Raw genomic sequence first — 14,768 nt, 5'->3', positions numbered from 1 at the left:
TCTCCTTTTTGAGATGTTCAAGCACTGGGTGTTCGCAGGACCGGCCTGAGCAGCCAAATTCCTGCAAGCAACCCTCAAAACATGAAAGTCAGAACGAATCTAGGGGCATCAGCGTGACGCTGTCCGCGCCTTCGACGATGGCGTCGCGCAGACCACCCGCACGCGCCAGAATGTGCTCGGCGTAGAAACGGGCGGTGGCGATCTTGGCGCTCATGAATGCGGCGTCATCACCGGCAGCCAACTTATCTTCCGCAACCAGCAGCGAGCGGGCCAGTTGCCAGCCTGCCACCAGATTGCCAGCCAACATCAGGTAAGGTACCGAGCCAGCATAGGCCGCATTGGGATTGCCCTTGCCCTGCGAAGCGATGAAGTCAACCGCCTCCAGATAGGCCAAACGTGCCGCTTTCAAGCGTTTGAGCATGGCCTTGGCGGCCACGCTGTCGCGCAGAGCAAGTGCCGCTTCGGTGGTTTCGATCTGCGCAGCCACGGCGCGTGCCATCTGGCCACCATCGCGGCTCGTTTTGCGCCCCACCAGATCGTTGGCCTGGATCGCGGTCGTCCCTTCGTAAATGGTCAGGATCTTGGCGTCGCGGTAATGCTGGGCAGCCCCCGTTTCTTCGATAAAGCCCATGCCGCCGTGGATCTGCACACCCAGATCGGTCACCTCAAGGCTCATCTCGGTGCTGTAACCCTTGACCAGGGGCACCATGAATTCGTAGAAGGCCTGGTTCTGCTTGCGCGTGTCGGCATCCGGGTGATGATGGGCTGCATCGAAGGCCGCAGCGGCCACGCTGGCCATGGCGCGGCAACCTTCGGTCAGCGAGCGCATGGTCATCAACATGCGGCGCACGTCGGGATGATGAATGATGGCGGCGCTACCCGCCACCGAGCCGTCAACCGGGCGGCTCTGCACGCGGTCGCGCGCATAAGACACCGCCTTTTGATAGGCCCGCTCAGCCACCGCAATGCCCTGCACGCCCACGCCGAAACGGGCCGCATTCATCATGATGAACATGTACTCCAGGCCGCGGTTCTCTTGGCCCACCAGCGTACCAATGGCGCCACCGTGATCGCCAAACTGCAACACGGCAGTCGGGCTGGCCTTGATGCCCATCTTGTGTTCGATCGACACGCAATAGGCATCGTTACGAGCGCCCAGCGAGCCATCGGCATTCACCAAGAATTTAGGCACCACGAACAGGCTGATGCCCTTCACGCCTTCTGGCGCACCGGCTACGCGGGCCAGCACCAGATGAACGATGTTCTCGGCCATGTCGTGGTCACCGTAGGTGATGAAGATCTTGGTGCCGAAAATCTTGTAGGTGCCGTCTGGCTGCGGCTCGGCACGGGTGCGCACCAGAGCCAAGTCGGAGCCGGCTTGCGGCTCGGTCAGGTTCATGGTGCCGGTCCATTTTCCTTCGACCAGTTTGGGCAGATAGGTTTGGCGTTGCGCTTCGCTGCCGGCCGTCAACAAAGCCTCAATGGCGCCATCGCTCAGCAGCGGGCACAGGGCGAAGCTCAGGTTGGCGCTGTTGACCATCTCGCCGCAGGCGGCACCGATGGTCTTGGGCAGGCCCTGCCCGCCAAATTCGGCGGGATGTTGCAAGCCTTGCCAGCCACCCTCGGTGAATTGCTGGAAGGCGTTCTTGAAACCGGGCGTGGTGTAGACCTGGCCGTCCTTGAGATAGGACGGATTCAGATCACCCTCGCGGTTGAGCGGCGCAATCACGTTTTCGGTCAGCTTGGCACACTCTTCCAGCACGGCCTGCGCGGTGTCGAGATCGAATTCGGCGAATTCAGGGATCTGGTTGAGCATCTGCAGGCCGGCAAGCTCCTGCATATTGAACATCATGTCTTTGACGGGGGCGCGGTAAGGCATGGCGAATTTCCTTGGTTTTCAATGACGGGCCGCCCTGATCGGGAGCACCGTCGTCAGCAAAAGAGGCAAAAAAAGGCGCCGCGACCGTGAAGTCGGGCGCCTGCTGATGTCAAGCGTTAGCGAAGCATCACATTCAGAGGCTGCTCACCAACTCCGGCACCGCGGTGAACAAATCGGCTTCCAGACCGTAGTCGGCCACCGAGAAGATCGGGGCTTCAGCGTCCTTGTTGATAGCGACAATGACCTTGGAGTCCTTCATGCCAGCCAAGTGCTGAATCGCGCCGCTGATGCCACAGGCGATATACAACTGGGGCGCCACGATCTTGCCGGTCTGGCCGACTTGCCAGTCGTTCGGTGCGTAACCGGCATCCACAGCAGCGCGGCTGGCGCCCAGTGCGGCACCCAGTTTGTCAGCCAAGGGGGTCAGCACTTCCATGAACTTGTCGTTGGAGCCGAGGGCGCGGCCACCGGACACGATGATCTTGGCGGCGGTCAACTCAGGACGATCGTTTTTGGCAATTTCGCGGCTACCAAAAACGGACTTGCCACTGTCGGCGGCGACGGCCACGCTTTCAACGGCGGCGCTGCCACCCGTCGCGGCGGCGGCATCAAAGCCGGTCGTGCGCACGGTCAACACCTTGACGGCATCGGTGCTTTGCACCGTAGCAATCGCGTTGCCGGCGTAAATGGGGCGCTCGAAGGTATCCGCGCTGATCACCTTGGTCACGTCGCTCAGTTGGGCCACGTCCAACAGCGCAGCAACACGAGGGGATACATTCTTGCCCGCGGCAGTCGCCGGGAACAGAACGTGGCTGTAGCCAGCGGCCACGGCCAGCACTTGGGTGGCCAGGTTTTCAGCCAGGCCATCGGCCAGTTGAGCGCCATCAGCGTGCAGCACTTTGCTGACGCCGGCAATCTGCGCGGCAGCAGCGGCTGCGGCAGCGGCGTTGTGCCCGGCCACCAGCACATGCACCTCACCCCCGCAAGCCAGCGCTGCGGTGATGGTGTTGAGCGTCGCGCCTTTGATGGAGGCGTTGTCGTGTTCGGCAATAACGAGAGCAGTCATTGAAAAATCTCCAAATCTTGTGTGTACAACGAGGCACCTAAACATTGGGGAGCAAAACGCCGTAACAAACCGCAGGCAAGCGGCTTGTCATGCACGCAGGTTCAGCCCCGCGAAGTCGTCAGATGACTTTGGCCTCGTTTTTCAGCTTGTCCACCAAAGCAGCGACATCAGCCACCTTGATACCGGCACTGCGCTTGGGCGGCTCTTCGACCTTCAAGGTCTTGAGACGCGGCGTGACGTCCACACCCAGGTCGGCGGGCTTCACCACTTCCAGAGGCTTTTTCTTGGCCTTCATGATGTTGGGCAGCGTGACATAGCGCGGCTCGTTCAGGCGCAAATCAGTGGTCACCACGGCGGGCAAGTTCAGCTTGACGATCTCCAGGCCGCCGTCGACTTCACGCGTGACGGCCACGGTTTCACCCGTCACTTCAACCTTGCTCGCGAAGGTACCTTGCGGCAGGCCGGCCAGCGCAGCCAGCATCTGGCCGGTCTGGTTGCAGTCGTCGTCAATGGCTTGCTTGCCCAGAATCACCAAGCCCGGCTGCTCTTTGTCGACCAGCGCTTTGAGCAACTTGGCCACGGCCAGGGGCTGCAACTCAGCATCGGTTTCCACCAAGATGGCGCGATCAGCCCCGATGGCCATGGCTGTACGCAAGGTTTCCTGGCACTGAGTGACACCGCAAGATACGGCGATCACTTCCGTGGCCACACCCTTTTCCTTCAGGCGCACCGCTTCTTCGATGGCGATTTCATCGAAGGGGTTCATTGACATCTTGACATTGGCGATGTCCACGCCGGTGCCATCGCTCTTGACGCGCACTTTGACGTTGTAGTCGACCACTCGTTTGACAGGAACCAGAACCTTCATCGAAGAACTCCAAGGCTAATTGACGTTAACGTTAATCTGATTCTACGGGGCAAGCGGGCCATTTGGGCGGCTTGCCCCCAAAAAAATAGCACGATCGTTCTATTTTATGAACTAAATCAGATCGATGTAAGAGCAAAGTTAGACTGCGGCGCTCAATGAATGCTGTTTTCACCACGATCCCCCTTGCTTTGCGTGCGGCGTCCGCCCGCATCGGCGTCTTTGACTCTGGTGTCGGTGGGCTGACCGTGCTGCGCGAATTGCACCGCGTGTTGCCCGGCGTGCCGATGCATTACGTCGCAGACAATGGTCATGCACCCTACGGTCAACGCAGCCCCGAATTCATCATCGAGCGCAGCCTCGCTTTAACCGACTACCTGACCAGCCAGGGCACCCGGGTATTGGTAGTGGCCTGCAACACGGCGACAGCGCAGGCGGTTGCGGCCCTGCGCCAACGCTGGCCCGAGTTGCCCATCGTCGGCATCGAACCCGGCATCAAGCCGGCGGTGGCCGCCAGCCGCAATGGCCGCATCGGCGTGATGGCCACGCCATCAACCATCGCCAGCGCACGTTACCAGTCACTGATTGAGCGCCATGCACCCACGGTACAGGTATTCAGCCAGGCCTGCCCTGGGTTGGTGAACCTGATCGAGCGGGGGGAGTTGGACTCCCCCGCGCTGCACCGCCTGCTCCAAACCCTGTGCGCGCCATTGATTGACGCCGGCGTCGACACCGTCCTGATGGGCTGCACGCATTACCCCCTGGTGCAAGCGCAGTTGCAATCGCACTTCGGCGGCGGCGTTCAATTGCTCAATATCGAAACCGCCGTGGCGCAACAGGCCGCACGTTTATGGGCGGCCAAATCGCCAGTCACGCCGCCTCCAACCTACTCGATCGAGAACCCCGTTGACCGCCAGCCGGTATTGCTCGAAGCCACTGGCGACGCCACCCAACTCGCTCGCTTCCAGAACTTTGTGCAAGAAGTCATGGGCTGGCACTCAGCCTCGGTTCAAGCCCTGCGGCGCTAAAACGGCAACGCCTTTTGCTCGCGCCTCAACTGGCCACAAGGCCGTTACGAATGGCGTAGACCGTCAACTCCGAATTGTTTGCCAGCGCCAGCTTTTCCAGCACGCGGGCACGGTAAACGCTGACCGTTTTGGGGCTGAGCATCAGTTCTTCAGCGATGTCCGAGAGGCGCTTGCCCGAAGCGATCATCACCAAGGTCTGCAACTCCCGGTCCGACAACTTCTGGTGTGCTTGCTCGGTCACCGGCGCGGTCAGGCTTTCCACCAGCATTTGGGCGATTTCAGGCGTCACATACTTGCGCCCCTGCGCCACGGTACGCACCGCCTGCACCAGTACCTGGGGGTCGCCACCCTTGTTGACATAACCATAAGCCCCAGCGCGGAGGGCGCGGATGGCGTACTGGTCTTCAGGGTACATAGACACAATCAAGGTGCGGATGCTGGTGCCTTCGTCCTTGAGTACATGCAGCACATCCAAACCGCTGCGGCCAGGCATATTGATGTCCAGCACCAGCACGTCGCAGCCATTGTTGGGGCCCAGATCACGCAGCAAGCTGCGCAATTCACCGTAGTCACCGGCTTCGCCAATGACCTCGATGTCCGCCACATCCGACAAGGTGTCGCGAATACCTCTGCGAATCAAGGCATGGTCGTCACAGAGAATGACCTTGATCATCGCTGCCCCCAAGCCGAAGGATCGTGTGCGGTCTCCTCGCCCTCGTCGGCGCCAATCGCGTCGAGGTCCTGGTTCAGCAGTGGTACAGAAAGAATCAGGCTAACGCCTTTATTGCTCGTACTCAAATCCACCCACCCCCCTACGGTTGCGGCACGTTCGTGCAGGCCACGGATACCAAAACTGCGCGCTTTTGCAAGCGCACCTTGTGCAATACCCTGCCCATTGTCACTGAGCTCCAGCGTCAAGACACCGGAGTCAACACTCAATTCGATGTCAACCCGGGTGGCATTCGCGTGTTTGGAGACATTCGTCAACGCCTCTTGGGCCGTGCGGTAAGCCACCAAGGGCACGCCCGGGGGCAATTGCATCTGCTCGTGGCTGGTACGCACGGTGGTGACAATCCCGGTGCGCCGCTCGAAACGCCCCGCCATCCATTGCACTGCAGCCACCAGGCCCTGCTCAAGAATGGCAGGGCGCAGGTTGTGCATGATGCGCTGGCTGGCTTCGATGGCCGAGCTCACCGTTTCCAGCGCAGACTGAACGCGGGCCAGCACGGCGGCATCTTTGGAGTGCCGATTGATCCAGGCCAGATCAAATTTCAAGGCCGTCAAGGAGCCGCCGACATCGTCGTGAATTTCACGCGCGATAGCGGCGCGCTCCATTTCAACGCTGGTTTGCAAATGCCCGGCCAGCTCGTGCAGGCGTTGCTTGGATTTGAGCAATTCCCGGTCGGCCTCGATCCGCGCGCGTTGCGACTCGCTGGCTTCAATCGCATGCAGCAGCGCCGGCGCCAGCCGAGCCAGGTCTTTCTTGAGCAGATAGTCAGATGCGCCTGTACGCATGGCAGCAACGGCGGTGTCTTCACCGATCTCGCCCGACACCAGGATGAAGGGCAGCAGCCGACGACTTTCCTTGAGCATATCCAACACCACCAGCCCCGAAAAACCCGGCAGGTTGTAGTCGGAAATGATGGCATCCCAGTCTTGCGACAAGGCGGGGCCAATTTCCTGAAGACTGTCTAGGCGCACCAAATCCAGATTGAGGCCGGCGCGTCGCAACTGCGCCATGATCAGTTGGTGGTCCAGTTCGGAATCTTCAATATGAAGAATGCGCAGTTTGCGCTCTGCAGTTTGAGTTGACATGGGAAGAAGTATGCCGGGCTTTACATACACGCCTGCGGCCCGCAGCAAGGAATTCAGCGCCTGACAAGGATCAATGGCGGCCAAAACCTAGGGTAATCACTTAAACATAACGAATTACTTGCACTGATCCCAACAAATAGGCGGATTCTCCCCGGCTTGTCCTGTCGACACGGGCGCAAGAATTGCCGAAGATGCCAAACAGCAAACAGTTGCCATGCGGTGCCGAGTCAGTCACTCCCGCAGGTACGACAAAGACCCCACACAGGCCCTCTATAGCGTGGAGCAAAGATGTTGATAAATGAGACACCGGAAACATCCGGTCCTGGAATGCTTCCGCTGCTGGCCGCGGCGGAAATCCAGGACCATCTGATGACGGTTACCAACGATCTGGAGCGTCTGCAGCGCCTTCTCGATGATGCCGGGGAAGCCCTGTCGAATCATTTTTACAGCGCGTCCAGCCTCGCCTCGAACTTGCTCAGACAAGCACGCGATGAGCCCAACTCACCCAGCGGAGGTCAGGTCGCTGCCTTGCAAAAAATCATGGAACACATTGCCGGCGCCATCACGGCCTTGCAGTTCCAGGACATGTCCACTCAATTGATCGCCCACACCAGCCAGCGGCTGCGCAACTGCTCAGATCAGCTTGCCATGGAGACCTTTGGCGACGATGAAGAGGGCGCGGCGGTCGTCGAACTGGCGCCCTTGCGCCCCAACCCCGTCACCCAGGACGAGATGGACGCCGGTTCAATCGAATTGTTCTAAAGACCTCCAAAAATTTACCGAAATCAGCCTGATACCCGGAGATTCAACAATGCACTCAATTCTTGCTGTAGACGATTCGGCCTCGATGCGCCAAATGGTCTCCTTCACGCTCAAAAACGCTGGATTCAACGTCGTTGAAGCGGTTGACGGGCAAGATGCCCTGGAGAAGTCAGGGACCCGTGATTTCGATCTGGTGCTGACCGACCAGAACATGCCGCGCATGGATGGCATCAGCCTGACCAAGAAGTTGCGCGACAACCCCAAATTTAAGACCACCCCCATCCTGATCCTGACCACGGAGTCCAGCGACCAGATGAAACAAGCAGGGCGAGCCGCCGGAGCAACAGGCTGGTTGGTGAAACCGTTTGATCCGGCCAAGCTGATTGAAGTCATCGGCAAAGTCATTCGCTGAATGCGTTGTCCTCAACTTTGGAGTAAAGCATGGGAGAAATGACTTCCGAAGGCGCTAGCCTGAGTGCAGGCATTGACCTGAGCCAGTTTTACCAAGTCTTCTTCGAAGAAGCGAGCGAGAATCTCGACAGCATGGAGCAGCTGCTGCTGAACCTGAACATCGAGACCGCTGACGATGAAGAGCTCAATGCGATCTTTCGCTGCGCCCACTCCATCAAGGGCGGCGCTGCCACCTTCGGGTTCAGTGATGTGGCCGAACTCACCCATCAAATGGAGACGATGCTGGACAAGCTACGTCGCCACGAGCTGGCCCCAAATTCGGCCATGGTGGACGTGCTGCTGCAGTCCGGTGACGCGCTGCGCGCCCAACTGGGCCGCCATCAGGGTTCAGGCGCAGCGCCCGTCGACACCACCGACCTGCTGACCAGCATCCGCGGCTTTGTCGAGGGTCAGGCTGCGCCCGCACCGGCCCCTGCGGCAGCCGCCAGCGCCAGCGCACCCGCAGCCCAGCCCTCAGCGGCGCCGGGCAAAGCGGCCAATCCTGCGGCGCGTGTGCTCGAACTGCAGGTGGGGCCGCTCACGGACATGAGCTTGGCCGACAACCTGGTCGATCTCTTCAAGGAGATCACCGACCTGGGCACCATTGAGCCGTTGGACGGCGGCGTTGCGGCGGACGGCATACGTCGCTTCAAGGTGCTGACCAGCAGCACCGACAACGACCTGCTGGATCTCTTCACCTTCCACGTCTCCCGTGAACAGGTGCAATTGCTGCCATTTGGCCCTGGCTTTGGCTTCCACGACGGCGCCCCAGGCGCGCCCTCCGCTGAAGCGAAAGATGAAGATCCGGGTTACGGCTTCTTCGACAATGCCCCCGGCATTCCCGAAAACACAGCCAGCGCGACCAGCGAGCTGAAGGTTCAGGCCAACGAAATCAAACCGGTGGCGGTTGCCGCCAAACCAGCCGCCAAGGCAGATGCCAAACCCGGCGCAGGCGGCGGTATCGACCAATCCACGCTGCGCGTGTCGATCGAGAAGGTGGATCAGCTGATCAATCTGGTCGGCGAATTGGTCATTACCCAAGCCATGTTGGCGCAGAACAGCCGCGACCTCGCGCCAGCCCTCTACCAGCAACTCGCCTCCGGTTTGGCTGATCTGGAGCGCAACACCCGTGACCTGCAGGAATCGGTGATGTCGATTCGGATGATTCCGATGTCGGTCGTCTTCAATCGCTTCCCCCGCATGCTGCGCGACCTTGCCGCCAAACTTGGCAAGAAGGTCGAATTGGTTACGCAAGGTGAAGCCACCGAATTAGACAAGAGCCTGGTCGAGAAAATCACCGATCCGCTCACACACTTGGTACGCAACAGCTGCGATCACGGTATTGAGTTGCCCGCCGAGCGCGCCGCAAAGGGCAAGCCCGAGCAAGGAACGATCACTCTAGTAGCCTCTCACCAGGGCGGCTCCATCGTGATTGAAGTGCGCGACGACGGCAAAGGCCTGAACCGCAACAAGCTGATCCAGAAGGCGCGCGAAAAGGGCATCGACGCGCCAGACTCCATGACCGATGCCGAAGTCTGGGGCCTTATTTTCGCGCCCGGCTTCTCCACCGCCGATGTGGTGACGGATGTATCAGGCCGTGGTGTAGGCATGGACGTGGTCAAGCGAAACATCACCTCGCTGGGCGGCACGGTGGAGATCGACTCCGCTGAAGGCTATGGCATGAAAGTGTCCGTTCGCCTGCCGCTGACGCTGGCCATCATGGACGGCATGAGCGTGGGTGTGGGCGAAGAGGTCTACATCCTCCCGCTGTCCTCCGTGGTCGAGTCCTTCCAGGTGCAAGGCGACACCATCAAGACTGTGGCCGGCTCGGGCCGGGTGGTCGAGGTGCGTGACGAATACATGCCCGTCATCGGACTTGAGCACATCTTCAACGTGCCACGGTTTGACTTCGAACATGTGTCCTCCATCATGGTTGTCGTTGAGGCAGAAGGGGGCCGAGTCGCCCTGCTGGTCGACGAGTTGCTGGGCCAACAACAGGTGGTCGTGAAGAACCTGGAAGCCAACTACCGCAAAGTCAACGACGTCTCGGGCGCCACCATCATGGGTGACGGCCGCGTGGCCCTGATTCTGGACGTGGGCAGCTTGGTTCGCCGCTCGCGCCATTGACCGGCCTAGGCGAGCGAACGAGCAAACGAGCAGAACAATTGATGCACCTTCAAACAAATACGGAATCGAGGCCCTTGCTATGAATATGAGCGTGATGCTTCGGCAGTTCAGCATCCGCACCCGCATGATCGGCGCCATCGCGATGGTGCTGGTCCTGCTGCTGCTGGTGGGCGGCGTGGGCATGCTGGGGATGAGCTCCATGCACAAGCAGTCGCAGGAATTCAAGAAAGGCTCCGTCCATCAAGCTCACGTAATGGTGGATTTGGTTCGGGACATGGGCGATTTGCGCCGCTTTGAAAAAGATGTCCTGATCAACTTCCACCGGTCTCAAGAGGCCGCCAGCCGGCGCCAAAAGTGGGAGGCTGCCCAGCAGAACTTCCTCAAGAACGCCAAAGAATTGGCCCTGAATGCCCAAGGCAGCGATGCCGCCAAGATCAAGCAATTGACTGCCCTGGTTGAGAGTTATGCCGCCAAGGCGCAGCCAGTTTTTAATGAAGTCGTTGCTGGCAGCATTGAGGATGTCACCGCAGCAGACGCCAAGCTTGAAGCGGCCAAGGCCGATATCCGGCAGGCGCATACGCTGGTGACCGCGCTGGATGATCAGTTGGACCAAACCAACGAAATGGCACTCGCCGAGGCACAGCGCACGGAAGACCATGTCATTACCGCCTTCATGCTGATCCTGGCCCTGAGCGCCTTGGTCGTTACGCCGCTGACTTTGCTGAATATGCAAAGCATCTGCAAACCACTGGCAGATGCCGAAGAACTGGCCAAAGCCATCGCCGCTGGCGACCTCACGACGGGCACCCAAGCCGTGGAAGGGCAGGACGAAGCCTCACACCTCATGCGCGCACTCCAGCATATGCAGGACGCGCTGCAGAATTTGGTTGGGCAGATGCGCAGCTCTGCGGACAGCATCCGAACCGCTTCGGTAGAAATCGCCTCGGGTAATCAAGACTTGTCCGGGCGCACGGAACAAACTGCCTCCAATCTGCAGCTGACCGCGTCCTCCATGGTTCAGTTGACCGGCACGGTGAAGCAAACCGCCGATGCAGCGCTCACCGCCAATCAGTTGGCATCATCGGCCTCCGGCGCCGCCGCCAAAGGCGGCGAAGTGGTCAGCCAGGTGGTTTCGACCATGGACGAAATCAACACCAGCTCCAAGAAGATCAACGACATCATTGGCGTGATCGACGGGATTGCCTTCCAGACCAATATCCTGGCGCTGAATGCGGCCGTTGAAGCCGCCCGTGCCGGTGAGCAAGGTCGCGGTTTTGCGGTGGTGGCGAGCGAGGTGCGTTCGCTCGCACAGCGCAGCGCCGAAGCTGCACGAGAAATCAAGACGCTCATCGGCGCCAGCGTCGAGCGCGTTGAAGCGGGCTCTCAGCTCGTGCAGGCTGCGGGCAACTCCATGACTGATATCGTCAGCAGCGTGCAGCGCGTCTCCGACATCATTGGTGAAATCACCGCTGCAGCCAGTGAGCAAAGCGACGGCATCGGGCAGGTGAATCAATCGGTGCACGAACTCGATCAGATGACGCAGCAAAACGCCGCCTTGGTAGAAGAGTCAGCAGCAGCAGCGGAGAGTTTGAAAGACCAGGCCGAGCGGCTGGCCGAGGCTGTTGACAAGTTCAAGATCAGCAGCGGGCAAAAGTCCCCTGCATCGGCACACTCACGTGCTGGCGGGGGCAAGACACCACCTGCAGCATCTCCGGCAGCCGCACGGGCATTTGCCCACCCGGCACCCGCCCGATCACCTGTCCAATCAGTCAACAAACCCGCTGCAAGCGCGCGCGTCATCGCGGGCGCACCTTCCCGGCCGAACCCTGCAAGCACAGCCGCAGCCCCCGCGCCCGCCCGAGCGACCCCCGCGACAACGGCGAGCGCCACAGCGGACAGCGACTGGGAAACTTTCTGACCGCCCCCTTCCCTCCTACAACCCCCATTCCGTACACCAAAAGAGGTAAGCCATGGAAACCACCCGAGAAATCGTGCCAGCCGGCCGCCAGGATGCAGGCAGTCTTGCCCTCAAGGCCAATGGTCCGGCCAGCGGCGAATACCTGACCTTCCGCCTGGGTGCGGAAGAGTACGGTATCGACATCCTGAAAGTTCAGGAGATCCGCTCCTACGAGCCTCCGACCCGCATCGCCAACGCACCCGACTTCATCAAAGGTGTCGTGAATCTGCGCGGCGTGATCGTGCCCATCGTCGATCTGCGACTGAAACTGGGTTGCCCCTCGGCCGAATACAACAGCTTCACAGTCGTCATCGTGCTCAATGTGAAGAGCCGCGTCGTCGGTGCGGTGGTGGACTCGGTGTCCGATGTGCTGGAGCTGAATCGCGACGCGATCCGCCCCGCCCCGGAACTTGCCTCCTCGGCGGTCGACACCAGCTTCATCACCGGCATTGGCACCGTGAGCGACCGCATGTTGATCTTGATGGACATTGAAGGTTTGATGAGCAGCGCCGACATGGGCTTGATGGATTCGCTCAGCGTTTGAACCCCTGCGCCGGCATGCCACATGCCGGCGCTACTCTGGGGTGAGGGGCCCTTGAGGCGCCCGGGGCAGGTGTCGCGGTGCCTGCTCATCAAGCTCGGTCACTGAAAGAGAAAAGCCATGAATCACGGAGCGAGTTCGCTGGCCAAGCGCGTGTCGGTGATTGGCGTTGTCACCCTGGCGCTGGTATTGCTAGCCGTCACGGGCGCAGTCAGTTTCATGCTCACCCGCGTTGCCCATGAACGCGTGGTCAGCTGGGCGGGCGACAAAGCCGAGTCCCTGGTTGAAGCCATGCATGCCATGGACGATACCTCCCGCGTGTTGGTGGAGCGCAATTTCGGATCCTTCCGCCAGGAATTTGGCCCCAGCTTCACGCTTGATGAGTCCACCGGCGATCTGCGCGACTGGGGCCCCAAGCTCAACGGCAACACCACGCAGGTCGACAAATTCACCGCAAACACGGGCGGCGTGGCCACCGTCTTCGCCGCCAAGGGTGACGATTTCGAGCGCATCACCACGTCGCTCAAAAACGCCAAAGGCGAACGCGTAGTGGGCACGCTGATGGGCAAGCAGCACCCCGCCTACCCGTCGGTCAGCGCAGGCAAGCCCTATTCGGGCCGGGCCGTGTTGTTGGGCCGCCCGTACATGACGCACTACGAACCCATCAAGAACGACGCAGGCAAGTTGATCGGCTTGCTCTTCGTGGGCTTTGAGTTGGACGCCTTTGAGGCCGCCATGAGCACCATGGCCAACAACGCCAAGTTCTTCGAGAGCGGCGGCGTCTATGTCGTGGCCATGAAGGCAGGCCCGGCCGAGGCCACCTTCGTTTCACACCCTTCGCTCAAGGGCAAGCTGGTGCGGGAAGCCTTCCCTGGATTTGAAAAAACACTGGCCGAGCTGACCGACTCATCTGAAGGTTATGTGGCCGATGCGCCCAATGTGCTGGGTTCGGCACGCAACGACAATTTCGCCGTCATTCGCAAGAGCGACCGCACCGGCTACTGGGTCGTTGCGCAGATCTCGCGCGGTGAATCCATGGCTTCGCACTGGGCCACCATGCTGCCCTTTTGGATGATGCTGGCCCTGACCACCGTCGGGCTGGGCTTCGGCTTGTTCTGGGTGATGCGCAACTGGGTGGCCAAGCCCATGCAAGACCTGACCCGCGCCGTCGGCGCCATCGCACAGGGTGACCTGACTCATGCCGTCAGCAGCACCCGCAATGATGAAATTGGCGTACTGATTCAACAGACCGAAGCCATGCGCCAACGCCTAGCCTCCACCATTGGCGTCGTGCGGCAATCCGTCGACTCCATTGGCACGGCCAGCAATGAAATCGCATCAGGCAATATGGACCTGAGTCAGCGCACAGAAACAACGGCGGGCAGCTTGCAAGTGGCCGCCAGTTCCATGAACGAATTGAGCAGCACCGTGAAGCAGACTGCGGACGCTGCCCAGGCCGCCAATCAATTGGTGACCGCTGCCGCCGACGCCGCCGCCAAGGGCGGCCAGGTGGTAGGCCAAGTGGTGGCCACCATGGAAGACATCAACACCAGTTCCCGAAAGATCAACGACATCATCGGCGTGATCGACGGCATTGCCTTTCAAACCAATATCCTGGCCCTGAATGCAGCCGTAGAAGCCGCCCGGGCCGGCGAGCAAGGTCGCGGCTTTGCGGTGGTTGCCAGTGAGGTTCGCAGCCTGGCGCAGCGTAGCGCCGAAGCCGCTAAAGAAATCAAAACCCTGATCGGCGCCAGCGTGGATCGCGTGGAATTGGGCTCTCGCCTCGTGCAAGAGGCCGGCACCTCCATGACCGACATCGTGGGCAGCGTACAACGCGTGCAAAGCGTGATCAGCGAAATCACCTTGCGCTCGGCCGACCAAAGCGAGGGGCTGACGCAAATCAATCAATCGGTTGTCGACCTCGACCAGATGACGCAGCAAAACGCGGCCCTGGTGGAAGAATCCGCCGCCGCCGCCACCAGCCTTAAAGATCAGGCGCAACGCTTGGTCGAAGCCGTTGCGGTGTTCCGCCTGCAAGACGACGCTTTATCCGGTATCCGGGCGCCCCGAGCCGCGCAGGCAGCGTCCAGCCAGCCCACCACTTCCACCACTTCCACCGCCACGGCATCCTTCGCTGCGAAACGACCCGCTGTGGCGTCGCACAACAAGGCCTCGACCGCTGTCTCCGCAAAAGGCATCAGCAAGCCTATGGCTGCAGCCAAGCCCGTCGCCTCACCGTCAACAAATGACAGCGATTGGGAAACCTTTTGACGCTAGA

12 protein-coding genes are annotated in these 14,768 nt (G+C 60.4%); 7 read left to right on the top strand and 5 right to left on the bottom strand.

Annotated features, from left to right (window positions below):
• Positions 1 to 88 precede the first annotated feature (88 nt).
• From PRZ01_RS00330 to PRZ01_RS00320, 3 genes are all read right to left on the bottom strand, one after another.
• On the bottom strand, positions 89 to 1,879 hold the full coding sequence (locus PRZ01_RS00330; RefSeq protein WP_273594763.1) for an acyl-CoA dehydrogenase: 1,791 nt from the start codon (positions 1,877 to 1,879) through the stop codon (positions 89 to 91).
• A gap of 133 nt (positions 1,880 to 2,012) precedes the next feature.
• Positions 2,013 to 2,945, bottom strand: a complete 933-nt coding sequence (locus PRZ01_RS00325) for an electron transfer flavoprotein subunit alpha/FixB family protein (protein WP_273594762.1) — start codon at positions 2,943 to 2,945, stop codon at positions 2,013 to 2,015.
• 118 nt (positions 2,946 to 3,063) lie between these two features.
• Positions 3,064 to 3,813: an electron transfer flavoprotein subunit beta/FixA family protein gene (locus tag PRZ01_RS00320; protein ID WP_273594761.1), complete on the bottom strand. Its 750-nt coding sequence runs from the start codon at positions 3,811 to 3,813 to the stop codon at positions 3,064 to 3,066.
• A 155-nt stretch (positions 3,814 to 3,968) separates the two neighbouring features.
• Here PRZ01_RS00320 and murI point away from each other — a divergent pair, with 155 nt between their 5' ends.
• On the top strand, positions 3,969 to 4,838 hold the full coding sequence (murI, locus tag PRZ01_RS00315; protein ID WP_273594760.1) for a glutamate racemase: 870 nt from the start codon (positions 3,969 to 3,971) through the stop codon (positions 4,836 to 4,838).
• 25 nt (positions 4,839 to 4,863) lie between these two features.
• Here the strand turns inward: murI and PRZ01_RS00310 are convergent, their stop codons facing one another.
• On the bottom strand, positions 4,864 to 5,511 hold the full coding sequence (locus PRZ01_RS00310; RefSeq protein ID WP_273594759.1) for a response regulator: 648 nt from the start codon (positions 5,509 to 5,511) through the stop codon (positions 4,864 to 4,866).
• The gene (locus PRZ01_RS00305; RefSeq protein ID WP_273594758.1) at positions 5,508 to 6,653 is read right to left on the bottom strand and encodes a hybrid sensor histidine kinase/response regulator; all 1,146 of its coding nucleotides are present in this window, start codon (positions 6,651 to 6,653) and stop codon (positions 5,508 to 5,510) included. Before PRZ01_RS00305 ends, PRZ01_RS00310 begins: the two co-directional genes overlap by 4 nt.
• 369 nt (positions 6,654 to 7,022) lie before the next feature.
• Here PRZ01_RS00305 and PRZ01_RS00300 point away from each other — a divergent pair, with 369 nt between their 5' ends.
• The 6 genes from PRZ01_RS00300 to PRZ01_RS00275 all read left to right on the top strand — a co-directional run bounded on the left by PRZ01_RS00300 (position 7,023) and on the right by PRZ01_RS00275 (position 14,761).
• Positions 7,023 to 7,415, top strand: coding sequence for a hypothetical protein (locus tag PRZ01_RS00300; protein ID WP_273594757.1), 393 nt, complete (start codon positions 7,023 to 7,025; stop codon positions 7,413 to 7,415).
• Positions 7,416 to 7,464: 49 nt separating this feature from the next.
• Positions 7,465 to 7,827 carry a response regulator gene (locus tag PRZ01_RS00295; protein WP_102767284.1) on the top strand — a complete coding sequence of 121 codons (363 nt, stop codon included), beginning with the start codon at positions 7,465 to 7,467 and terminating at the stop codon, positions 7,825 to 7,827.
• Between the two features lie 29 nt (positions 7,828 to 7,856).
• Positions 7,857 to 9,992 carry a chemotaxis protein CheA gene (locus tag PRZ01_RS00290; protein WP_273594756.1) on the top strand — a complete coding sequence of 712 codons (2,136 nt, stop codon included), beginning with the start codon at positions 7,857 to 7,859 and terminating at the stop codon, positions 9,990 to 9,992.
• 79 nt (positions 9,993 to 10,071) lie between these two features.
• Positions 10,072 to 11,910, top strand: a complete 1,839-nt coding sequence (locus PRZ01_RS00285; RefSeq protein WP_273594755.1) for a methyl-accepting chemotaxis protein — start codon at positions 10,072 to 10,074, stop codon at positions 11,908 to 11,910.
• Positions 11,911 to 11,962: 52 nt separating this feature from the next.
• On the top strand, positions 11,963 to 12,493 hold the full coding sequence (locus tag PRZ01_RS00280) for a chemotaxis protein CheW (RefSeq protein ID WP_273594754.1): 531 nt from the start codon (positions 11,963 to 11,965) through the stop codon (positions 12,491 to 12,493).
• A 117-nt stretch (positions 12,494 to 12,610) separates the two neighbouring features.
• Complete coding sequence (locus tag PRZ01_RS00275) at positions 12,611 to 14,761, top strand: methyl-accepting chemotaxis protein (protein ID WP_273594753.1); 2,151 nt, start codon at positions 12,611 to 12,613, stop codon at positions 14,759 to 14,761.
• Positions 14,762 to 14,768: the final 7 nt, after the last annotated feature.

It is taken from the genome of Roseateles koreensis (assembly GCF_028595305.1).
Lineage (GTDB): Bacteria > Pseudomonadota > Gammaproteobacteria > Burkholderiales > Burkholderiaceae_C > Paucibacter_A > Paucibacter_A koreensis.
The sequence above is the reverse complement of the archived record's forward strand: the minus strand, read 5'-3'. Positions and strand labels throughout refer to the sequence as shown.